Here is a 22,415-nt window from a genome sequence, read left to right on the forward strand (position 1 = left end):
CGGAACCCGCCATCCACGCATGGTGTGGATCTACTGTGCTGTGCACGCCCACGCCGAGGGTAGATGCCGACCTTGGTCGGCGCACGGCACGGCGGAGTCACCGTGATGCGTGCATGCCGCGCCCATGCCCGGCTTGCTATAGTGCGCGCGCCCTCAATCCATCACGGATTCGTTCCACATGCCCAATTTCCGCCCGCTTGCCATCGCCCTGGGCATCAGCCTGGCGACCCTGGTCCCGACCCACGATGCGTTCGCCGCCAAGAAGAAGGCCGCACGCGCTCCGGCCGTCAGCGCCCAGTGCAGCGACTTCTACGATGCCACCAATGCAGGCTGGCTGAAGGCCAACCCGGTGCCGCAGACCGGTGCCATCACCGCGCTGGGCCAGCTGGTCGACCGCAGCCGCCAGCAGCAGCGCGAACTGCTCGATGCGGCGATGAAGGCGCCACAGGGCAATGTGCAGAAACTGCTCGGCGACTTCTGGGCCAGCGGCCTGGATGAAGCCGCCGTGGAAGCAGACGGCTCCAATCCGATCGCGCCACTGCTGACCCGCATCAACGCCATCAAAAAGGCCAAGGATGTTCCGGCCTCGATCGCCGCGCTGCATCAGGTCGGCATCCCGGTGGCCTTCAATTTCGGCCCTGACGTCGATCTGAAGGCGCTGGACCGCCACATCGGCTACTTCATGCAGGGCGGCATGGGCCTGCCGGATCCGGCGTTCTACACCCGCACCGATGCCGACACCGTGGCCTTGATGGGTCGCTACCGCAACTACGTCAAGCAGATCCTGGCACTGACCGGCACCCCGGCGGCCAAGCTGGATGCCGAATCGCAGGCAGTGATCGCGCTGGAAACCGAGCTGGCACGCAATGCGCAGTCGCTGGCCGGCATCAACAACCCGTTCAACAACTACGCGCCGATCTCCACCAAGGAGCTCAACAGCCGTTACCGCAACCTGCAGCTGGATGCATTCCTGAAGGCACAGGGCGTGAACGACGATCTGGTCTCCCTGGCCGATCCGGGCCTGTTCAAGCAGCTCGACGGCATGGTCGGCAAGCTCAAGCCGGACCAGTGGAAGGCCTACCTGCGCTGGCGTGTGGGCGACTCGATGGCGCCGTACCTGTCCAAGGCCTATCGCGACGCCGAGTTTGAATTCCGTGGTCGCGTACTGCGCGGCGAAACCCTGCCGCCGCAGCGCTGGGAAGACGTGCTGGACGCGATCAACGTAGCCGCCGGCCCGATGGTCGGCCGCGAATACGCCTCCCGCTACCTGTCGGCCGAAGATCGTCGCCAGGCCGCGTGGATCGTCGACAAGGTGCGTGAAGTGCAGATCGAGGCCGTCAAGAACAGCAGCTGGATGAGTGCCGAGGCCAAGACCGAAGCACAGGCCAAGCTGGCTGCGCTGAAGATCGAGATCGGTACCCCGCTGCGTGATCTCGACTACACCGTGCAACCGATGGGCCGCGGCTCGTTCGGCGGCAACATGCTGATCGCATCGACCTGGCGCCACCGTGAGGAGATGCGCCGCATCGGCAAGGGCAATGCCGATCGTCGCTGGGACGTGCTGCCGCAGCAGCCGTCGCTGGCCTATGACCTGGCGCAGAACCGCCTGATCGTCACCGCTGCGATCCTGCAGGGCCCGGTGTTCAACGCCAAGGCCGACGCCGCCGACAAGTTCGGCAGCTTCGGTGGCCTGGTCGGCCATGAGCTGACCCGCGCGATCGACGCGAAGGGTGCGCTGGTGGACGCCAAGGGTGAACTGCGCAGCTGGTGGACCCCGGCCGACAAGACCGCCTGGACCCTGCTCGGCAACCGCGTGGCCGTGCAGTACGGCGCCTACGACTTCCCGGGCGTGAAGGGTGCCAAGGTCAACGGCGCGCTTACCCAGGAAGAGAACCTGGCCGACATTGCCGGCCTGGAACTGGCCTGGGCCGCATACACCGCGCAGGAGCCGAAGGCCAAGCAGGCACAGCAGCAGGGCTTCTTCCGCGCGTGGTCGGCGTTGTGGGCGCAGCAGCTGTCGCCGAACGAGGCCGTACGTCGCCTGACCGCCGACATCCGTGCACCGGGCCTTTGGCGCAGCAACGGCACGCTGGCCAACCTGCCGGCATTCGGTGCCACCTTCAACTGCAAGGCAGGCCAGCCGATGCTGCGCAGCGAAGCCGAGCAGATCAAGGTCTGGCGCTGAGCTACCCGCTGCACTGGTAACGCAGAGGGCGCCTTCGGGCGCCCTCCTTTTTTGCGGGTGCAGCACGATCCCGGGTTAACACCAGGCGTGCTATCGCTGCGGCTTCGTCCATCGCCGAGCCCCGACATGGCACACAAGAACACGATCTGTATCTGGTACGACAACGGCGCGCTCGAGGCCGCCACCTTCTATGCCAGCCTCCTGCCTGACAGCGCAGTAACTGCCGTACATCACGCACCGGGTGACTACCCCGACGGCAAGGAAGGCAACGTACTGACGGTCGAATTCACCGTCTGCGGCATTCCCTGCCTTGGCCTCAACGGCGGCACCGCGTTCAAGCACAGCGAAGCGTTCTCCTTCCAGATCCAGACCGAGGACCAGGCCGAGACCGACCGCCTGTGGAATGCGATCGTCGGCAACGGTGGCCAGGAGAGCCAATGCGGCTGGTGCAAGGACCGCTGGGGCATCTCCTGGCAGATCAGCCCACGCATGCTGATCGAAGCGGTGACCAGCAAGGACAAAGCACTGGCCAAGCGCGCCTTCAACGCGATGATGCCGATGAAGAAGATCGACATCGCCACCATCGACGCCGCCATCCAAAAAGGGGACGGAGGGAACTAAGTCGCTTCCCGCACGGGCCTGTGCTCAGATGCCGATTACGACTTAATCCCCTCCGTCCCCTTTTTCAGAGGTGCTGATGTCCTGGGATGCAATCATCGTCGGTGGTGGCCACAACGGGTTGGTCTGTGCGGCCTATCTGGCACGCGCCGGCAAGCAGGTGCTGGTGCTCGAACGTCGTGGCGTGCTCGGCGGAGCGGCGGTTACCGAGGAATTCCATCCCGGCTTCCGCAACTCGGTGGCGTCATACACGGTGTCGTTGCTGCAGCCAAAGGTGATCGACGACCTGCAGCTGCATGCGCATGGGCTGCGCATTGTCGCGCGCCCGGCCAACAACTTCCTGCCATTGCCGGACGGCCGTTACCTGTTGTCGGCGCCGGGCCGCACCCAGGCCGAGGTGGCGAAGTTCTCCGAGCGGGATGCACAACGCCTGCCCGCATACGAAGCGCGTCTGGAGACATTCGCCGACGTACTGCGTGCGTGGGCGCTGCGCGCGCCGCCAGACATCGGCGTTGCCGGTGGCTGGCGTGCCCTGCCCGCACTGTGGCAGATGGGGAAACTCGGCCGCGAACTGGCAACGCTGGATGCTTCGCTGCGCCAGGAACTGCTGGACCTGTTCACGCTGTCAGCGGCTGAGTACCTGGACCGCTGGTTCGAGAGCGCGCCGATCAAGGCGCTGTTCGGCTTTGACGGCATCGTCGGCAACTATGCCAGTCCCTACACGCCCGGAAGCGCCTACGTGCTGCTGCACCACGTGTTCGGCCAATGCAACGGCGTGAAGGGTGCCTGGGGCCATGCAATCGGTGGCATGGGCGCGATCAGCCAGGCGATTGCTGCGTCAGCGCGCGAAGCCGGCGCCGAACTGCGCGTGGATGCCGGCGTGCAGCGGCTGCTCATCGAGGGCGGCCATGCGGTCGGCGTACTGTTGACCAACGGAGAAGCCCTGCGCGCACGCGCGTTGATCGCCAACGTCAACCCCAAGCTGCTGTACGAGCAGTTGCTGGAACCGGCGCAGGTACCGGCGGCGACGCGCGAGCGGATGGCACACTGGCGCTGCGGCTCCGGGACGTTCCGGATGAACCTCGCGCTGTCGCGGCTGCCGGACTTCCGCGCCCTGCCCGGCCCCGGCGAACATCTCAGCGCCGGCATCATCATGGCGCCCAGCCTCGACTACATGGACCGCGCCTGGCTGGATGCACGCCGCGATGGCTGGTCACGCGAACCGATCGTGGAAATGCTCATTCCCAGCACGCTGGACGATTCGCTGGCGCCGCCAGGGAAGCACGTCGTCAGCCTGTTCTGCCAGCATGTGGCGCCTGTACTGCCCGGCGGGCGTCACTGGGATGATCATCGTGAAATGGTGGCCGAACTGATGATCGACACCGTTGAACGGTATGCGCCGGGTTTCACTGACAGCGTACTGGGCCGCCAGGTGCTGTCCCCGCTGGATCTGGAGCGTACCTTCGGCCTGATCGGCGGCGACATCTTCCACGGCGCACTGAGTGCCAACCAGCTGTTTTCTGCGCGGCCGATGGTTGGCCAGGCCGGCTATCGCGGCGCCCTGCCCGGGTTATATCTGTGTGGGTCGGGTACCCATCCCGGTGGTGGCGTGACCGGTGCACCTGGGCACAATGCCGCGCAGGTGGTGTTGCAGGATCTGTAGAGCTACGCCATGCGTGGAGGCGCGTGTTCCCCATCAACTGCATTACCTGCTGCCTCGTGCCAACCWTGGTTGGCACGAGGCAGCAGAAGCGATTGCCAACCGGGGTTGGCATCTACCGACATGATCCTTCCCAAAGCCAGCCAACCATGGTCGGCACCTACCCGCGTGAGAGAAGGTGTGCCGACCAACGGTCGGTACCTACAGCGTCAAATGATCCCATTCAAAGCGTGCCAACCAAGGTTGGCACCTACCCGCGTAGAGCTAGGCGCATCGCGCCTCACTTCACGCTGCGCAGGTGGTTCGGGCGCTTCGGAGGGCCGGGCGGGCGGCGCTTGTTGAACGGCGGCTGCCCGCGCCAGTAGCGGATCAGCAGCCAGCCAAACAGCATGCCGCCCAGGTGCGCGAAGTGGGCCACGCCCGGCTGCCAGCCGGTCATGCCCAGCACCAGCTCACCCACGCCGAACAGGATCACGAAGGTCCGCGCCTTCATCGGAATCGGCGGGAACAGCAGCATCACCCGCTGGTTCGGGAACAACATGCCGTAGGCCAGCAGCAGGCCGAACACGCCGCCGGAGGCGCCCAGTACCGTGGCCGGATTCTCCAGCAGCGTGCCCACCAGCAACTGGCAGACGCCGGCACCGGCCACGCACACAAGGTAGTACAGCAGGAAGCGCTTCTCGCCCCAGGTCTGCTCCAGCGGCGCGCCGAACATGAAGACCGCCAGCATGTTGAAGAACAGGTGGCCGAAGCTGCCATGCAGGAAGCCATAGGTCAGCAGCTGCCACGGCTGGAAGTTGCCGCCCGGCGAGAACGCATCGAAGCCCTGCTGCAGCGGTTGCAGCATGAACGGTTCGAAGGTCTGCATGCCGAGCAGGAACGGCTGCTGCAGCAGGAACAGGATCGCATTGGCGATCAGCAGGGCCTTGGTGACGGTGGGCAGTCGCGGGAACATGGGAGTACCGGCATGGAACGGCCTCCATCATAGCCGCAGCACCGTGTCTTGTTGGCGACCGGCAGGCGCAGCCCGTTCAGTCGCCAGCGGCGCTCAGCCCGGGCCCCATACGGCAGCATCCAGTGCGGCCGCCGGATCGGTGGCCGGCATCCGCACCCGGCCGTTCTCCACCACCACGCCCTCCGCACGCAGCCGCTGTGACTGCTCGCGCCAGCCGGCCGATCCCTCTTCCATGGCGATGCGTCCATCCGAACGCAGTACGCGGTGCCAGGGCAGGTCCGGGTCGTCGTTCTGGCCGAGGATGCGCGCGGTCAAACGCGCACGCCCCGGCAGGCCGGCGCGCATCGCCACCTGGCCATAGCCCATCACCTGCCCCGCCGGGATCGCGCGGATGACCGCCAGGATGCGCGCACGCGCCTGCTCCGGCGTCAGCGCCGCAGGCGGGTCACCAGCAGTACGCCGATCAGCACCAGCACGGTGCCGGCGATCTGCGCCGGCCCCATCGGTTCGTCGAGCAGCCATAGGCTCATCACGATGGTGGAAACAGGGCCCAGCATACCGACCTGCGCAGCCAGCGACGAACCCACGCGCTGCACCGCCAGCATGATCGCCAGCACCGGCAGCACCGTGCACACGGTGGCATTGGCCAGCGACAGCCACTGCACCGGTGCCGGCGCCTGCCACAGCAACGGCAGCGGATGGGTCACCGCGAAATGCAGCAGCACCAGCACGCTGGCCACGCAACTGGCATAGGCGGTCAGCCGTACCGCGCCAATGCGCGCCACCACCTGGCCGCTGCCGAACAGGTACAGCGCGTAGCTGAGCGCACTGCCCAGCACCAGTAGGCTGCCAACGATGATCTGCCCACCTTCGCGCTGCAGATCGTGGCCGAAGGCCAGCAGCACGCCCAGATAGCTCAGCACCAGCGCGCCGATCTGCCAGCGGCCCGGCCGCTGGCGCGCCAGCAATACGTTGATCAGCAGCACCAGGGTCGGGTTCAAGTACAGGATCAACCGCTCCAGCGTCACGCTGATGTACTGCAGGCCCTGGAAGTCGAGCAGGCTCGACAGGTAGTAGCCTGTGAAGCCCAGCCACAGCACGCGGGCGCGGTCGGCCCAGGACAGCGGCTCGGCCCGGCGCGCGGCCCACAGTGCCATCAACACGAACAGCGGCAGCGCCATCAGCATGCGCAGCGCCAGCAGCGTGGTGGCATCGACACCATGACGCAGGCCGAGCTTGACGATGATGGCCTTGCCGGAGGCGGCGATGGCACCGATCGCGGCCAGGCCGATACCCCCCAGCGCGATGCGCGGGGAAGCGGTGGCGATACGGGAAGCGGGGCTGGACATCAGGACGACGGCGGCCCGCATAGGGCGGCCCGGAAAGGCGTGGGGGGCAGCCATTGTCTCATGGGCGCGGCCGGTGCCCTGTAGAGCCGAGTCTGCGCTCGGCTTCGCCATGCCTGGACGAAAAGCAGCCGAGCGTGGGCTCGGCTCTACAAACTGCAGGTCAGCGCATCAGCACCACTTCCTCGGCCGAGGTCGGGTGGATCGCCACGGTATCGTCGAACTGGGCCTTGGTCGCCCCCATCTTCACCGCCACCGCGAAACCCTGCAGGATCTCGTCGGCCGCTTCACCCAGCAGATGGATGCCCACCACCCGCTCTTCCGGGCCCGCGCAGACCATCTTGAACAGGCTGCGCTGGGTGCCGTTGGCCAACGCCTGCAGCATCGGGCGGAAACGGCTGTGGTACACGCTCACCTGATCGAAACGGGCGCGCGCCTCTTCTTCACTCATGCCCACCGCGCCCAGCGGAGGATGCGAGAACACCACACTGGCTACGTTCCCGTAGTCCATCTTCGACTGCGGGCGGCCGCCGAACAGGCGATCCATCAAGCGCCGCGATGCAGCCACCGCCACCGGCGTCAGACCGACCTTGCCGGCGATGTCACCGACCGCATGCACGCTCGGCACGCTCGTGGTCTGCCATTCGTCCACCTCCACCTGTTGATGCTCACCGATCCCGATGCCCAGCGCTTCCAGGCCCAGGTCACGGCTGTTGCCGCGGCGACCGGTGGCGAAGAACACTGCATCGAACACGCTGTCGAGCGGGCCGTCATGGCCGAACGCACGCACGCGTTCGCCATCGCGCTGCAGCTCGCGCAGGCGGTAGTCGAAATGGATGCGGACACCCTGCTGTTTCAGGTTCTCGGCCAGCTGGTCGGTCAACTCGTAGTCGAAGCGTTCCAGCAAGCGCTTTCCGCGCACCAGCAAGCTCACCCGGCTGCCCAGGGCCTGCAACAGCCCGGCAAGTTCCACCGCGATGTAACCACCACCGATGATCGCCACCTCGGCCGGAGCCGCGCGCAGATCGAAGAAATCATCGGAAACCAGGCCCAGCTCGGCACCCGGAATGTCCGGGCGCAGCGGGTGCGCGCCGGTGGCGATCAGGATGTGCTCGCCGCTGTAGCGCACGCCATCACTGCAGGCCACGGTATGCGCGTCGAGCAGATGGCCGCGCGCCGGGATGCGTACCACCCCGGTTTCGTCCAGGCGCTTGAGATAACTGGCGTGGATGTCGCTGATGTAGGCCTGGCGATGGATCACCAGCTCCTTCCAGGACAGTGCCGGGCGCACCGGCACATCGAAGCCCATCGCACTGGCCAGGCCGATGCGCTCGTGCAGGTCGGCCGCCAGCCACATCGCCTTCTTCGGCACGCAGCCAACATTGACGCAGGTGCCGCCCAGTTCACCGGGTTCGAGCATCGCCACGCGCTTGCCATGCTGCGCGGCGCGGATCGCACCGGCCAGGCCGGCGGAACCGCCGCCAAGGACGATCAGATCGTAATCATAGGGTGCAGTGCTCATCGGAATCGCTCGGGTCGGTAAGGGGCGGGATCGATCGCGGGCGTGCGGCCGCAGACCAGATCGGCAATCAATTGGCCGGTGCCGGCGCTCATGCTGATGCCGAGCATGCCATGCCCGGCTGCAAGCCAGACGTGAGGACGCGCAGGCGCGCGGCCGATCATCGGCACGTCGTCCACGCTCATCGGCCGCCAGCCACACCACTGTTCCTGCAGCTGCGCACCGCGTGGCGCGCGCAGGTAGTGGTCGGCGGCGCGCTGCAACGCCTGCAGGCGGGTCGCACGCAGCTGCGGGTCGGCACCGGCGAACTCCATGGTGCCGCCCAGCCGCAGCGCGTCGCGCCAGGCGATCACGAACACGGAATGGTCCTTCAGCACCACCGGGCGCTTCGGCACCTGCGCCGGTCGCGACCAGCTCAGCGAATAGCCCTTGCCGGGCTGGATCGGCACGCGCAGGTCCAGCTGTCGTGCCCAGTCGCGCGACCACGGGCCGGTGGCCAGCACCAGCTCGCGCGCCCGCAGCGTGCGTTCGCCGACGTGGACGCGCACACCCTGCGTATCGGTACTGAAATCCTGCACATCCGCGTGTTCCTCGATGACCACGCCCTGCGCACACAGCACGCGCGCCAGCTCGGCGGTATAGCGGTCCGGACGCAGCTGTGCATCGCCAGGAAAGTGGACCGCACCGGCAATGCGATCATGGAACGCAGGATTGTCGCGCGCATAGTCACCGCCAGCGATGCAGGTCGTGGCGATACCCTGCGCGTTCAATACCTCGCACTCGGCCGCGTAATGGTCGAAGTTGCGGGCGTCACCGAACACATAGTCCAGACCGCGCGCCTCGAATTCGCAGTCCAGCGCATGCGTCTCCACCCACTGCGCCAGGCGCAGCCGTGAATCATTCAACAGTGCGCCGCGCGCCCGTGTGGACTGCAGCCAGTCACGCGCATTGCAGCGTGCCCCGAACTGCAGCAGCCAGCGCCACAGCGCCGGATCCAGCCGCGTGCGCACATACAGCGGTGCGCGCGGGTCGAGCATCCAGCGCAGCGCACGCAGCGGTACGCCAGGGGCCGCCAGCGGTGGCGAATGACTCGGCGTGATGGTGCCGCAGTTGCCGTGCGAGGTTGCCGCACCGATGCGTCCCCGCTCGATCACACGCACCTGCCGGCCGTGCGCGCGCAGTGCGAGCGCGGCGGCCAGGCCGATGGCACCGGCACCCACCACGATCACATCCTCGCGTGCGCCCCGCATCGATCAGCTCTGCCCGGCCTCGCGCCGCATCGGCGGCCACTGCCGGTAGGTCATCGCGCGCCACAGCCATTCCATCGGCCCAAAGCGGAAGTGGCGCAGCCAGGCGTGCGAGATGCCCACCTGTACGGCGAACAGCAACAGCGCGAACAGCAGCTGCACGCTGCGTGGCATCACCTCGAACGCACCCAGCCCATAGTGGTAGAACAGCCAGGTGCAGAACACGGACTGGCCAAGATAGTGGGTCAGTGCCATGCGCCCAACCGGTGCCAGCCACCTCAGCCGCGCGCGCCAGTGCACGATCCAGGCCAGGTAGCCCAGGCACATCGGCAGACCGCCGATCGACACCAGCGCCATCGCTGCCGTCACCTGCAGATCGTAGGCCCCCGGGGCCAGATATGGCTTCCAGGCCACGCCGAACAGCGTGACCACAAGGCCCAGCGGCAGTGCCGCCCAACGCAGCACGGCGTACAGCCGCGGGAAGCGCTCTGGCGCCGACAGCGCGCCGCTGCCGGCAAACCAGCTGCCGATCAGGAACATGCCCAGTACTTCCGGGCCCGTGATCAGCAGCGCGCCCATCGACGCGCCAAATTCACCCAGGCGCTGCCCAGTGGCCTGCATCCAGCTGCCGTGCCCATATACCTGCCGCTGCAGGTCGATGCTCTGCTGTGCGTCGGCGAGCATCTTCTGCACGTCCTCGGCCGAGGCCATCGACACCATAGCGCCGACCAGCAACATCATCGCCACGCCGCCCAGATAGACAAGCATGCCCATCCACGGCAGCCAGTTGCGCGGCGCCTCGCGGCAGGCCAGCAGCGGCAGCGAGACCAGCGCGTACAGCACCAGGATGTCACCGGACCAGACCAGCAGCGCATGGCACAGGCCGATCAGCAGCAGGCCCGCGCTGCGGCGCAGGTAGAACGGGGTGAACGCACGCCCGGCCACCTCGGCGCGCTGCGCCATCACAGTAAAGCCGGCGCCGAACAACAGCGAGAACAGAGTGAAGAACTTGCCCTGCACGAACACGTAGACGAACGCATCGGCCCAGTAGTCGATGCCCTGCCAGTGCGTGTCGATACCCGTGAAGGCCAGGTCCAGCGGTCCGCTGAAGGCCTCGATGTTCATCAGCAGGATGCCCAGCAGCGCGGCACCGCGCAGTACATCCAGCACCGCGATGCGTTCGCCGGAAGCCAGCGGTTGCAGAGAGGGGGCAGCGGCGTTCACGGGGCGTCCGTCGGGCAGGTCCGCCATTATGCCGCCCGCCTGTGCACCATGGATGGTCGCGCCGTGTTCCAGAAACGCAACGGCCCGCCGAAGCGGGCCGTTGCTGCCATCACTGTCGCGCCGCGATCAGTGGTGGTGACCACCGTCGCCGTGGACGTGGCCGTGATCGATCTCTTCCTTGCCGGCTTCGCGCACGTCGACGATTTCCACGTCGAAGTGCAGGTCCTTGCCGGCCATCGGGTGGTTCAGGTCGACGTCGACAACGCTCATGCCGACCTTCTGCACGGTCACCGCACGCGGACCGAAGTTGGTCTGCAGCACGACCTGCTGGCCCGGGGCCAGCTTGGTGTTGCCGAAGTGCTTCTTCGGCACGCGCTGGGACAGGCCCTCGCGGCGCTCGCCGTAGGCGTCGGCAGCATTGACATCGACGCTGAAGGTCGCGCCGGCTTCCTTGTCCATCATGGCGTTTTCCAGGCCCGGGATGATGTTGCCGTGGCCGATCAGGATCGCCAGCGGCTCGCCGCGGTCCTTGGACGATTCGATCGGCTCCTGGCCGACTTCGGAAACGGTGTAGTGGAAGCGGACAACGCGGTCTTTTTCGATCTTCATGCGCAACTCTGTCTGGATCTGCCGAAGGCAGGCGGGTTGGGGCGGGTTGTCGCCCGGCGGGGACGCCGCCATCATGACGGCCAATCCTAAGGTGGCGCATTATCCGGAGATCATGCACATCACGCCAGTTTCGTCCGGCCTGCGCCGGCTCCTCGCCCCGGCCCTGCTGCTGGCCCTGCCCGTGCTGATGACCGCCTGCGGCGGTGGCAAGGCCACCCGCCCCGCGCCGCCCCCGCCGACGGCGAACTGGCCGAAGACCGTGCCGGACAACCCCGAGGCGGCCAACTCGGTATTGATGCGTGCCATCAGCCTGGTCGGCACGCCCTACCGCTACGGCGGCAACACCCCGGATTCTGGCTTCGACTGCAGCGGCCTGGTGGCCTACGTCTATCGCGAGATGCTGGACCTGAAACTGCCGCGCACCTCGCGCGACCTGGCGGCGGTACAGGGCCCGAAGATCGATCCGCAGCGCCTGGCCACCGGCGACCTAGTGTTCTTCGGCAGCCGCGGCAACGTCACCCATGTTGGCATCTACGTGGGTGAAGGACGTTTCGTGCACGCCCCGAGCACCGGCGGCACGGTCCGGCTCGACTCGCTCAGTGGGCCTTACTGGAAAGACCATTACACGGGGGCGAAACGCGTTCTTCGCTAAGATGAACAGGCGATATGTTCAAAACTGTGACACCCATCACTCCAAAACTAACGAATTACTAACGGAATTTTTAACTTATCCGCGCTTTTACAGGGCATGATGCCCCATCGTTTTTTTCCTGTGACCGACGCGTGACGACTGACGACCTGAAAAGCGAAGGCCAGACTTCCGTATCTTCACGTAGTGCCCGCCCGCTGCTGCTTGGCCTGGCACTGTGTCTGACCAGCCTTCCGGCCTGGTCGCAGACTGCTCCGAACCGTTCCGATGTGACCCCGGCCCCGGCGGCCGAAAGCACCGCCCGACCGGCCGCCAAGGCCGAGGCAGCTGCTCCGCAGCGCAGCCGCGTCGATGCCGCCGCCAACGCCACCCTAGCCGCCCTGCTGCCGCACTTGGCCGCCAACGACACCATTCCGCTGATGGACCGCTCGGCCGTGGTGGCCGGTGACCTCAGCCGCCTGCTCGCCAACTACGACACCAGCAGCGCCGCCAATGGCAGCGTTGTCGGCACCGCTGCCGACAACGGCAAGGTGCAGTCGCTGCTGCGCCGTGCGATGACCCTGCTGGGCACCCCGTACCGTTGGGGCGGCAGCAACCCGGACAGCGGTTTCGACTGCAGCGGCCTGGTCGGCTACGTGTTCCGCTCGGCCCTGGGCATCGAGCTGCCGCGCGTCTCGCGCGAAATGGCGCACGATGACAACGCCGAACTGATCAACGACCGCGCCGCGCTGGCTGCCGGCGATCTGGTGTTCTTCGGCCGCAAGGGCCGCGTCGACCACGTCGGCATCTATGTCGGCGATGGCCGCTTCCTGCACGCACCGAGCTCGGGCAAGGACGTCCGCGTGGACACCCTGCTCAGTGGCTACTGGGGCAACAAGTTCATGCAGGCCCGCCGGGTCGACCTCTGACCCGCTGGCGCTACCCTGCCGCCTGAAAGACAGAAAGCCGCTGCCCTGCAGCGGCTTTTTTGTTTGCGCCCCCGGTAGGTGCCGACCTTGGTCGGCATCGCCCATCCACGCATGGCGTGGATCTACCGGGACAAAACAAAAGGCCCGCCGGTCAGGGCGGGCCTTTCATCTCCACGCAACCTCAGCGCTGTGGCGGCGTCGGGTCGGGATCGTCCACGCCCACATTGCTGGACGGATTGTCATACACCGCCTGGTCAAGCAGCCCGGTTTCCTTGGCCACGATCACCGGCACCAGCATCTGGCCGGTCACGTTCGTCATCGTGCGCATCATGTCGAGGATTCGGTCGATGGCATACAGGTAGCCGATGGTCTCCAGCGGCAGGTTGGCCGCGCTCAGCACCACCGTGGCCATGATCACCGCAGTACCCGGCACGCCGGCCGTACCAAAGCTGCCCAGCACCGAAGCGATCAGCACCACTACGTACTGTTCCGGGGTCAGCGGCACACCGCTGTACTGCGCAATGAACACCGCACACAGCGCCGGGTAGATCGCGCCGCAGCCGTCCATCTTGATGCTGGCACCCAGCGGCACCGCGAACGAGCCGTAGTCCTTGTTCACGCCAAGGTTGTGGGTGATCGAACGCAGCGCCACCGGCATCGCCGCAAAGCTGGACGAGCTGACGAACGCCACCTGCATGCCCGGCGCGGCGCCACGGAAAAACTTCAGCGGGTTCAGGCCGTGCGCCAGCAGCAGCGCGCTGTAGACCACCACGATGTGCAGGGCGCAGGCCACATACAGCGCCAGCACGAAATGCCCCAGCGGCAGCAGCTTCTCGAACCCGTAGCTGCCGACCAGGCCAGCGATCAGGCCAAAGGTGCCGATCGGGGTGACTTCCAGCACGAAGCGGGTCACCTGGATCATGATGTCGCTCATCTGGCCGACCAGCTTGCGCGCCTCGGTCACCTTCTCGCCCAGCTTGACGATGGCGAAACCGACCAGGCCCGCGAAGAAGATCACCGGCAGGATCGAACCACGCCCGGCCGCCAGCACGGTTTCACCCGCGGCATTGACCTTGGTGCCGATACCGGAGAGCGCGTAGAAGACATTGGCCGGCACCACGTCCAGCAGTACCTGCACCACGCTGGGCACTTCGCGCGGCACGTAGTTGCTGGCCATCGACAACTGCAGGCCACCGGCGCCTGGCTGCAGCACCGTGCCTACGGCCAGGCCAACGCACACCGCCAGCGCGGCGGTGATCACGAACCACAGGAAGGTGCGACCACTGAGCGCGGCGACCGACTTCTGGCCGTGCAGCGACGAGATCGCGTTGATGACCGCGAAGAACACCAGCGGCACCGCGATCATCTTGATCAGGGTGACATACAGCTCGCCAAGCGGGCCGAACCACGTTTCAGCGGCCGGGCCGAGCGCCCAGCCGGCCAGCGCGCCGAGCACGAAGCCACCGACCACGCGCTGCCAGAATGGAATCCGCAGCCAGGCAGAGACCAGCTTCATAGGCAATCCAGAGGGAAGGAAGGGATGCTGGCACGATAGCCCAACAATGGCTGGGGAACGACCGCCCGGTCGGCAAATCAGTGTGTCATCGGCGTGCCTTGCGAGGGCGGGCATAATGAACGTCCCGTTACAGTTTGTGAGATCCCAGCGTCCATGCGCCGTTCCGTCTCCCTGTTGGCCGCCTGCGCCACCACCCTGCTGCTGGGCGCCTGCGCCAGCACTGCCCCCGCCTCCGCTCCGGCCGGCCTGAAGGTCGCCGTCGATCCCGTTACCCACCCGGCCGGCGAGACGCCACAGTGGTGGTACCGCAGCGGCGCGGCCCAGGCTGCAGCGAACGGTGCGATGTCCGGCAAGGCCAGGAACGTCATCCTGTTCCTCGGTGACGGCATGAGCCTGACCACCGTGGCCGCCTCGCGCATCTACGAAGGCCAGCAGAAGGGTGGCTCGGGCGAAGAGAACCTGCTGTCCTGGGAACGCTTCCCGGCCACGGCGTTCAGCAAGACCTACAACACCGATTCACAGACCCCGGATTCGGCCGGCACGATGACCGCCATCACCACCGGCGTGAAGACCCACATGGGCGCGATCGGCGTCAGCGCCGGCAGCCGCACCGACTGCGCCGACAGCCTGTCCAAGGGCCTGCTGACCTGGCTGCAGCTGGCCGACAGCGCCGGCCTGGCCACGGGCGTGGTGTCCACCGCGCGCCTGACCCATGCCACCCCGGCCGCCACCTACGCGCACTCGCCCGAACGCAACTGGGAAAACGACACCGACCTGACCGAAGCGGCCAAGGCCGCCGGCTGCAAGGACATCGCCCAGCAGCTGCTTTCGACTTCGCGCTATGGTCGTGGTCCGCTGGTCGCCCTTGGCGGTGGCCGCGGTGAATTCACCACGGTGGAAGAGCGCGATCCGGAATACGACGACAAGGTCGGCCAGCGCCTGGATGGCCGCAGCCTGGTGCAGGAATGGCAGCAGGCCCATCCGCAGGGCGCTTATGTGTGGAACAGCAAGCAGCTGGCGGCCGCGGCCGACGCGCCGGCCATCCTGGGCCTGTTCGAACCGGACCATATGCGCTACGAGTACGAGCGTCCGCAGGATCCGGGCGGTGAGCCGAGCCTGGCCGAACTGACGGCTGCGGCAATCAAGAATCTGTCGAAGCACCAGGAAGGCTACGTGCTGATGATCGAAGGCGCGCGCATCGACCACGCCAATCACAGCGGCAACGCCTACCGTGCCCTGACCGAAACCGTGGCGCTGTCCGACGCGGTGCGCGTGGCCAATGAGCTCACCTCGGCCGATGACACCCTGATCATCGTCACCGCAGACCACTCGCACACGCTGAACTTCGTCGGCTACCCGGCACGCGGCAACCCGATCCTCGGCAAGGTGAAGGACAAGGGCGGCGAAGACGGCGCCGGCAAGCTGGACTATGCGCTGGACGGCAGCGGCCAGCCCTACACCACCCTGACCTACGCCAACGGCCCGGGCCACACCGGCGCCAGCAACCAGCAGCCGGCCGGCTCGAAGCGCTACCCGCACAACCCGAGCAGCTTCGAACCGGCCAACGGCCGCCCGAACCTGCGCGAGGTCGACACCGAGCATCCGGACTACATGCAGGAAGCACTGGTGCCGATGAAGTCCGAGTCGCACGGCGGCGAAGACGTCGGCATCTGGGCACGCGGCCCGGGCAGCAAGGCGATCCGCGGCACGCTGGAACAGAACGCGATCTACCACATGATCGTGCAGGCTACCCCGGCCCTGCGCGAGCGCCTGTGCCAGGCCGGCACCTGCGACGACAAGGGCGTGCCGGTGCAGCTGCCGGCGCCGACGGCCTTCGAACGCAAGGCCGAGGCCAAGTGATCGCACTGCAGGCCCGCCCTGCTCCTGCCAGCGGCCGCTTCGCGCGGTCGCTGGCCCTGCTCGGCCTGCTGGTCAGTGCCCATGCAGCGGCACAGGCACCGACGTGCAAGCTGCTGACCGACGAACACGGGTTATGGCCGCTGCCCAACTGCGAAGTGGTCGACCACCGGCCGAAGATCCAGCCGGACACCCTGAAAGACCTGAACTTTGATGACCACGGCCTGGCCGTGGTGTATGCCGACCAAGGTTTCCACTACGTCGACCGCAAGGGCCGCAGCCTGCCGGTACTGACCTGGGACAACGGCCCGGAGATACCGGAAGAAGGCCTGCTGCGTGGCCGCGTCGGTGATCGCGTGGGCTACTTCGATCTGACATTCCGCCAGGTGGTGCCGGGCACCTTCGATTTCGCCTGGCCATTCCGCGACGGCGTCGCCGAGGTCTGCAACGGTTGCCGTCGCGGTACGCCGGATGGCGATGGCCACACGCCGATGGAAGGCGGAGAGTGGTTCCGGATCGACCGCTCGGGTCGTCGGGTGAAGTAGGGTTTTCGGCAGGGCTGCGCCCTGCACCTGCAGAGGCCAAAGCAAGATCAGAAGCGGCTCTGGTTTTCTGTGAGTTGGGCGGGTCGTGTGGGTGGGCAGGACACGCCGTAAACCCATCCCTGGGGGCTCGATGGCGCCATCCATGGCGCCAACGGTCCTACCCACCCACACCGCCCCACCCCTGCCAGATTTCCGGTGACGGTTGGACCATCCACGCTTTGCGTGGATCACATCTGTCAGATATCGAATTGAATCCGGGGTCAGATMCGTTTTMCTGCGKAAAACGGATCTGACCCCAAGAGCAATTCCGACAGTTCGCAGGAAACTGTCGAAGGCGGGGTGGGTCCGGTTGCGGGAGTGTCCGCGGCATGGATGCCACGGCCAAGCCCCCAAGGACGGGTTTACGGCGTCTCCCGCAGCCGGACCCACCCCGCCATCCCTCAGCTGACCAGCTGTTGCTGTTGCTCTGGCTCGTAGCGGGTGCAGGGCGCAGCCCTGCCAAGTAAACCCCACCCTATACTTGCCGCAGTGACTGCCTTCCCTGCCCTCGTTCCGCTGGATGCCCCCCTGCTGGTGGGCTACAGCGGTGGTGTCGACTCCACCGTGCTGCTGCACTGGCTGTGGCGCTGCGCCCAGGCCTCCGGCACTCCACTGCGTGCGGTGCACGTACACCACGGCCTGCAACCAGCAGCCGACGATTGGGTGCTGCATTGCCAGCAGCAGTGCGCCGCACTGGGCATCGAGCTGGCCGTGCACCACGTACAGATCGACGACACCACAGGCCTGGGCCTCGAAGGCGCAGCGCGCGAAGCACGACGGGCAGCGTTCACTGCTGAACTGCGCGAAGGCGAAACACTGGCGCTGGCACAGCACCAGGACGATCAGGCCGAGACCTTCCTGCTGCGCGCGCTGCGCGGCTCCGGTGTCGATGGCCTTGCCGCGATGGCCGATAACAGTCAGCTCGGTACGCACCGCCTATGGCGTCCCTTGCTGCACGCACCGCGCACCGCACTGCTCGACTATGCCCGGCAACACGCGCTGCGTTGGATCGAGGATCCCAGCAACGCCGAAGACCACGCCGATCGCAACTTCCTGCGCCTGCAGGTACTGCCACTGTTGCGCCAGCGCTGGCCGCACGCGGCGGCCGCATTGGCCGGCAGCGCGACGCATTGCCGGCAGACCCGCGAACTGCTGGACGAGGAAGACGCCGAGCTGATCGCGCACCTGGAAGTGGCACCGCGCGTGCTGTCGCTGCAGTTGCTGCGCCAGGTGTCGCCGGGCCGCGCCGCACGCGTGCTGCGCGCCTGGGTGATCGGCCATGGTGCCGCCCCACTGCCGGCCACGGTGCTGCAGCAAGGCCTGGACGAACTGCTGCCGGCCGGCAATGATCGCCAGGCGCGGGTGCGCTGGCACGATCATGCCATCCAGCAATGGCGCGAGCATGCCTATCTGCTACCCGCGCAGCTGCCATCGCTGCCTCGCGCGTGGCAGACCGAATGGGATGGGCATGCCCCCCTGCCGCTGCCCGATGGCGGCCAACTGCGGCTGCAGGGCGCCGCCGCCTTCGAGCGCCCGCTGCAGGTCCGTGCACGCGTGGGCGGTGAGCGCATCCTGCTGCCCGGTCGCCAGCATTCGCACGCATTGAAGGACTGCCTGCAACGCGAACATCTCGCCCCGTGGCGGCGCGCGCAGCTGCCGTTGATCTTTGATGGCCCGCAGTTGCTGGCCGCCGCCGACGTGGTCATCGCCGCGCCCTTACAGGCCTGGTTGCAGGCGAACGAGGCACAGCTGCGGTGGCGTCCCGGCGGCTGGTGAATTGACCCCCGCGCGCGGCCCGTCCACACTTGCCGCATGGCCAAGAAGTCCCCCGAAAACGCCTCCCCGGTCGCCCAGTTCGAGCAGTCGCTCGAATCGCTGGAACAGCTGGTGGAGCAGATGGAAACCGGCGAGCTGAGCCTGGAAGCCTCGCTCAGTGCTTACGAGCGTGGCGTCGGTCTGTATCGCCAGTGCCAGCAGGCGCTGGAGCAGGCCGAACTGCGCGTGCGCCTGCTCAGCGATCCGGCGCAGCCGGAAGCATCCGAGCCCTTCGATCCGCCCAGCCATGACGGCTGAGGTTCTGTTCGCGCGCTGGCGCGACCGTATCGAAAGCCAGCTCGACGCCGCCCTGCCCTCGCCTGCCGAAGCACCGCAGCGCCTGCACCAGGCCATGCGCTATTCGGTGCTGGGCGGTGGCAAGCGCATGCGCCCGCTGCTGGTCTACGCCAGTGGCCACCTGTTCGGTGCACAGCTGGACAGCCTGGATGCGGCGGCGATGGCCGTCGAGCTGATCCATGCCTATTCGCTGGTGCATGACGACCTGCCGGCAATGGATGACGACGCCCTGCGCCGCGGCAAGCCAACCACCCACATCGCCTTCGACGAAGCCACCGCAATCCTGGCCGGTGATGCACTGCAGACCCGTGCCTTCGGCCTGCTGGCCGATGCACCGCTGCCAGCCACCTTGCGCGTGGCCTGCCTGCAGACCCTGGCGCATGCGTCCGGTGCGTCCGGCATGTGCGGCGGGCAGGCCCTGGATATCGATGCCACCGGCCAGCAGCAGACGCTGGCTGCACTGACCCGCATGCATGCGTTGAAGACCGGCGCCCTGATCCGCGCGGCGGTGCGCATGGGCGCATTGTGCGGCCAGGCCCACGAGCCGCAGCTGGCCCAGCTGGACAGCTTCGCCGATGCACTCGGCCTGGCCTTCCAGGTGCGTGATGACATCCTTGATGTCGAAGCCAGTTCCGAACAACTGGGCAAGACCGCCGGCAAGGACCAGGCGCAGGACAAGAGCACCTTCCCCGCCCTGCTCGGCATGGACGGCGCAAAGACCCAGCTGCACGAACTCGCTGCGCGCATGCAATCGATCCTGGCCGGGTATGGCGAGGAAGCCGATGCGCTGCGCGCGCTGGCGACACTGGCGGTGGAGCGCGATCACTGATCGCAGTCGCGCGGCGCGCGAGCGCCAACAAAAAACGCCCGGCAGTGCCGGGCGTTTTCAGTTCCACATGCGGATGGCTTACTTGACCAGGCGCAGCGCGAACGGGTAGCGGTAGGCTTCGCCATTGTTGGCCTTCACGGCCGCGATGATGCAGAACACCAGGTTCAGGATGCCGACGATCGGCGCCAGGATGCCGCCGATGATCACGATGGTCAGCACGATGCAGATCAGCATCGCGATGGTGATGGTGATCTGGAAGTTGAGTGCTTCCTTGGCCTGGTCGGTTACGAAGGCCTTGCTGGCATCGTCCTTGTTGATCAGCCAGATGATCAGCGGACCGATGAACCAGGTGAAGATGCCCAGCAGATGGGCTGCCAGGGCCATGGTGCGCTGGTCGGCCGGCGCGTTGGTGGTGGCCGGCGGCGGCGGGACGTTATCGAATTCACTCACGACAAAACTCCTTTTCATTGGGTGGTCTTGACCCACCAGCACCAGGCTGGTTGCGTCAGGCGGGCATAGCTTACGCCATCAACGCCATCAATCATTACCGGCAATGGTCATCCGCCCCAACAGGATCGAACCGGTCCGGATGTGCGAGCGGGGATCGACGTCGCTGCCGACCGCTTCGATGCTGCTGAACATCTCGCGCAGGTTGCCGGCGATGGTGATGCCGTCCACCGGGTACTGGATCTCGCCGTTCTCGACCCGGAAGCCACCCGCGCCACGCGAATAGTCGCCGGTCACGCCGTTCACGCCCTGCCCCATCAGCTCGGTGACCAGCAGACCGTCGCCCATCTGCCGCGCGATGTCCTGCAGGGACCCTGCATTGGCTGCCAGCTGCAGGTTGTGTACACCACCGGCGTTGGCGGTGGTCTGCAGGCCCAGCTTGCGTGCCGAGTAGCTGCCCAGCACATAGCGCTGCAGCACGCCATCGCGGACCAGGGCCGAGGCCCGGGTGGCCACGCCGTCGCCGTCGAAGGCGGCAGAGCGCAGGCCACGGCACAGGTGCGGCAGCTCCTCGATCTGCATCCATTCCGGGAACAGGCGCTGGCCCACGCTGTCCAGCAGGAAGCTGGCCTGGCGATACAGGGCACCACCGGACACCGCCGACAGCAGGTGGCCGACCAGGCTGCGCGCCACTTCCGGGGCGAACAGCACCGGCATGCTGCCGGTGGCCATCGACCGTGGCTGCAGGCGGGCAACGGTGCGCTCGGCGGCACGACGGCCGACCCGGCCCACGTCTTCCAGGTCCTCGCGCGCCAGCGCGCTGGTATACCAGCCGTCGCGCTGCATGCCATCGCCCTGCCCGGCGATCAACGCGCAACCGATCGAATGGTGGGTGCCGCGCTCGCGGCCGATGAACCCATGGGAATTGGCGTAGACCGACAGGCTTTGCATGCTCGACACCGAGGCGCCGTCGGAATTGCGGATCTGCGCCTCGGCCTCGCGGCCTGCGGTTTCGCAGGCCAGGGCCAGGTCCACCGCATCGTCGGCCTGCAGCGACCACGGGTGCCAGCCGTCCAGGTCCGGGAAGTGGGAGGCCATCAGGCCGGCCTCGGCAAGTCCGGCGGCTGGGTCGTCTTCGGTATGGCGGGCGATCGCGCAGGCCTGCTCGACGGTGGCTGCGAGGCTGGCCTCGTTCAGGTCGCCGGTGCTCGCACTGCCCTTGCGTTGGCCGAAATAGACGGTGACCGCGATACCGCGGTCACGGGTGGACTGCACGGTCTCGACCTCACCAAGGCGGACATTGACCTCCAGGCCTCGGTCCTCGCTGCAGCTGACCTCGGCCTGGCTGGCACCCAGCGCGCGGGCGCGGTCGAGCAGCTGCTGGGAGAGGTCGGCCAGCCGTTCCAGCCGGGCCGGGCTGTCGTCGCCAACGGCGGCTTCAGGGGCGATCACGTTCAATGCTTTATCCTGTACAGGTTGGGCCCGGCATCACGCCGGGCGACTTTTTTTGAGATCAGGTAGGGACGATGCGCGGACGCGATGAAGAAACCGGTGAATTCCACGACAAGAGCCGCAGCCAGAACCGGCGCGACGCGCTCGACGTCCTGGCCCTGGGCGAGAAGCTGGTGTCGTTGACCCCGGCCCAGCTGGCCCGCCTGCCGATCCCGGAAGACCTGCTGCCGCACATCGCCGAGTGCAAGCGCATCACCGCCCACATCGCCCACAAACGCCAGCTGGCGTTCCTGGCCAAGCACATGCGCCGCGAAGAGGACGCCACGCTGGATGCGATCCGCGATGCGCTCGATGCCAACAGCGAAACCGGCCGCCGCGAAGTGGCGATGATGCACCGCGTGGAAGACTGGCGCGAGCGACTGCTGGCCGAAGGTGACAAGGCGCTGGCCGCCCTGCTGGACGACTACCCGCAGGCCGACCGCCAGCAGCTGCGCACGCTGGTGCGCAACGCGCAGGCCGAGAAGGCGAAGAACAAGCCGCCGCGTGCCTACCGCGAGATCTACCAGGTGCTGCGCGCGCTGATGCTGCCGGCGGCGCTCGGCCTGAAGGCCAGCGCCGAAGACAGCGCCCCCGCCGAGACCGACGACGCCGACGAGGACTGAGTCCCCGCCGGCCGGGGCGGTGGCGCTGGCCATCGC

General features: G+C 67.0%; 21 protein-coding genes. 11 read left to right on the forward strand and 10 right to left on the reverse strand.

Features of this window, described 5'->3' with window-relative positions:
• The first annotated feature begins 178 nt into the window (after positions 1 to 178).
• From D7Y61_RS07095 to D7Y61_RS07105, 3 genes are all read left to right on the forward strand, one after another.
• Positions 179 to 2,185 (forward strand): M13 family metallopeptidase, encoded by a 2,007-nt coding sequence (locus D7Y61_RS07095; protein ID WP_180865685.1) that lies wholly within the window; start codon positions 179 to 181, stop codon positions 2,183 to 2,185.
• 126 nt (positions 2,186 to 2,311) lie between these two features.
• Complete coding sequence (locus D7Y61_RS07100) at positions 2,312 to 2,806, forward strand: VOC family protein (protein WP_154353644.1); 495 nt, start codon at positions 2,312 to 2,314, stop codon at positions 2,804 to 2,806.
• Between the two features lie 76 nt (positions 2,807 to 2,882).
• Complete coding sequence (locus D7Y61_RS07105) at positions 2,883 to 4,466, forward strand: phytoene desaturase family protein (RefSeq protein WP_180865686.1); 1,584 nt, start codon at positions 2,883 to 2,885, stop codon at positions 4,464 to 4,466.
• A gap of 277 nt (positions 4,467 to 4,743) precedes the next feature.
• Here the strand turns inward: D7Y61_RS07105 and D7Y61_RS07110 are convergent, their stop codons facing one another.
• From D7Y61_RS07110 to D7Y61_RS07140, 7 genes are all read right to left on the reverse strand, one after another.
• Entirely contained in the window at positions 4,744 to 5,418 is a 675-nt protein-coding gene (locus D7Y61_RS07110) for a rhomboid family intramembrane serine protease (RefSeq protein WP_005410509.1), read from the reverse strand.
• A 93-nt stretch (positions 5,419 to 5,511) separates the two neighbouring features.
• On the reverse strand, positions 5,512 to 5,940 hold the full coding sequence (locus tag D7Y61_RS07115) for an MGMT family protein (protein ID WP_229301063.1): 429 nt from the start codon (positions 5,938 to 5,940) through the stop codon (positions 5,512 to 5,514).
• Positions 5,847 to 6,767, reverse strand: coding sequence for a DMT family transporter (locus D7Y61_RS07120; protein WP_180865687.1), 921 nt, complete (start codon positions 6,765 to 6,767; stop codon positions 5,847 to 5,849). The genes D7Y61_RS07115 and D7Y61_RS07120 overlap by 94 nt, the downstream gene beginning before the upstream one ends.
• Before the next feature lie 160 nt (positions 6,768 to 6,927).
• Positions 6,928 to 8,286, reverse strand: coding sequence for a glutathione-disulfide reductase (gene gorA, locus D7Y61_RS07125; RefSeq protein WP_180865688.1), 1,359 nt, complete (start codon positions 8,284 to 8,286; stop codon positions 6,928 to 6,930).
• The gene (locus D7Y61_RS07130; RefSeq protein WP_180865689.1) at positions 8,283 to 9,533 is read right to left on the reverse strand and encodes an NAD(P)/FAD-dependent oxidoreductase; all 1,251 of its coding nucleotides are present in this window, start codon (positions 9,531 to 9,533) and stop codon (positions 8,283 to 8,285) included. Before D7Y61_RS07130 ends, gorA begins: the two co-directional genes overlap by 4 nt.
• Positions 9,534 to 9,536: 3 nt before the next feature.
• Positions 9,537 to 10,781 carry a DUF418 domain-containing protein gene (locus D7Y61_RS07135; protein ID WP_180865690.1) on the reverse strand — a complete coding sequence of 415 codons (1,245 nt, stop codon included), beginning with the start codon at positions 10,779 to 10,781 and terminating at the stop codon, positions 9,537 to 9,539.
• 99 nt (positions 10,782 to 10,880) lie between these two features.
• Complete coding sequence (locus D7Y61_RS07140) at positions 10,881 to 11,363, reverse strand: FKBP-type peptidyl-prolyl cis-trans isomerase (RefSeq protein WP_012480915.1); 483 nt, start codon at positions 11,361 to 11,363, stop codon at positions 10,881 to 10,883.
• 73 nt (positions 11,364 to 11,436) lie between these two features.
• On the opposite strand from D7Y61_RS07140, the gene D7Y61_RS07145 reads away from it, so the two are divergent.
• Positions 11,437 to 12,015, forward strand: a complete 579-nt coding sequence (locus tag D7Y61_RS07145) for a C40 family peptidase (protein ID WP_180865691.1) — start codon at positions 11,437 to 11,439, stop codon at positions 12,013 to 12,015.
• Positions 12,016 to 12,161: 146 nt separating this feature from the next.
• Positions 12,162 to 12,920 carry a C40 family peptidase gene (locus tag D7Y61_RS07150; protein ID WP_219627839.1) on the forward strand — a complete coding sequence of 253 codons (759 nt, stop codon included), beginning with the start codon at positions 12,162 to 12,164 and terminating at the stop codon, positions 12,918 to 12,920.
• A gap of 181 nt (positions 12,921 to 13,101) precedes the next feature.
• On the opposite strand, the gene D7Y61_RS07155 is transcribed toward D7Y61_RS07150, so the two are convergent.
• Entirely contained in the window at positions 13,102 to 14,436 is a 1,335-nt protein-coding gene (locus tag D7Y61_RS07155; protein ID WP_111113551.1) for a dicarboxylate/amino acid:cation symporter, read from the reverse strand.
• 153 nt (positions 14,437 to 14,589) lie between these two features.
• On the opposite strand from D7Y61_RS07155, the gene D7Y61_RS07160 reads away from it, so the two are divergent.
• From D7Y61_RS07160 to D7Y61_RS07180, 5 genes are all read left to right on the forward strand, one after another.
• A complete protein-coding gene (locus D7Y61_RS07160; protein WP_180865693.1) occupies positions 14,590 to 16,296 on the forward strand; it encodes an alkaline phosphatase in 1,707 nt (568 codons plus the stop codon).
• Entirely contained in the window at positions 16,293 to 16,838 is a 546-nt protein-coding gene (locus tag D7Y61_RS07165) for a WG repeat-containing protein (protein WP_180865694.1), read from the forward strand. Before D7Y61_RS07160 ends, D7Y61_RS07165 begins: the two co-directional genes overlap by 4 nt.
• A gap of 528 nt (positions 16,839 to 17,366) precedes the next feature.
• Positions 17,367 to 18,653, forward strand: a complete 1,287-nt coding sequence (gene tilS, locus D7Y61_RS07170; protein ID WP_180865695.1) for a tRNA lysidine(34) synthetase TilS — start codon at positions 17,367 to 17,369, stop codon at positions 18,651 to 18,653.
• A gap of 36 nt (positions 18,654 to 18,689) precedes the next feature.
• A complete protein-coding gene (locus D7Y61_RS07175) occupies positions 18,690 to 18,950 on the forward strand; it encodes an exodeoxyribonuclease VII small subunit (RefSeq protein ID WP_005410522.1) in 261 nt (86 codons plus the stop codon).
• On the forward strand, positions 18,940 to 19,818 hold the full coding sequence (locus D7Y61_RS07180; RefSeq protein ID WP_180865696.1) for a polyprenyl synthetase family protein: 879 nt from the start codon (positions 18,940 to 18,942) through the stop codon (positions 19,816 to 19,818). The genes D7Y61_RS07175 and D7Y61_RS07180 overlap by 11 nt, the downstream gene beginning before the upstream one ends.
• Positions 19,819 to 19,896: 78 nt before the next feature.
• On the opposite strand, the gene D7Y61_RS07185 is transcribed toward D7Y61_RS07180, so the two are convergent.
• Positions 19,897 to 20,268 (reverse strand): DUF4870 domain-containing protein, encoded by a 372-nt coding sequence (locus D7Y61_RS07185; RefSeq protein ID WP_040007321.1) that lies wholly within the window; start codon positions 20,266 to 20,268, stop codon positions 19,897 to 19,899.
• 87 nt (positions 20,269 to 20,355) lie between these two features.
• The gene (gene pmbA, locus D7Y61_RS07190) at positions 20,356 to 21,723 is read right to left on the reverse strand and encodes a metalloprotease PmbA (RefSeq protein ID WP_180865697.1); all 1,368 of its coding nucleotides are present in this window, start codon (positions 21,721 to 21,723) and stop codon (positions 20,356 to 20,358) included.
• A gap of 68 nt (positions 21,724 to 21,791) precedes the next feature.
• Here pmbA and yjgA point away from each other — a divergent pair, with 68 nt between their 5' ends.
• Positions 21,792 to 22,379 (forward strand): ribosome biogenesis factor YjgA, encoded by a 588-nt coding sequence (gene yjgA, locus D7Y61_RS07195; RefSeq protein ID WP_180865698.1) that lies wholly within the window; start codon positions 21,792 to 21,794, stop codon positions 22,377 to 22,379.
• The last annotated feature ends 36 nt before the right edge of the window (positions 22,380 to 22,415 follow it).

Origin of the sequence: Stenotrophomonas maltophilia, assembly GCF_013464485.1 — a bacterium.
Lineage (GTDB): Bacteria > Pseudomonadota > Gammaproteobacteria > Xanthomonadales > Xanthomonadaceae > Stenotrophomonas > Stenotrophomonas maltophilia_AW.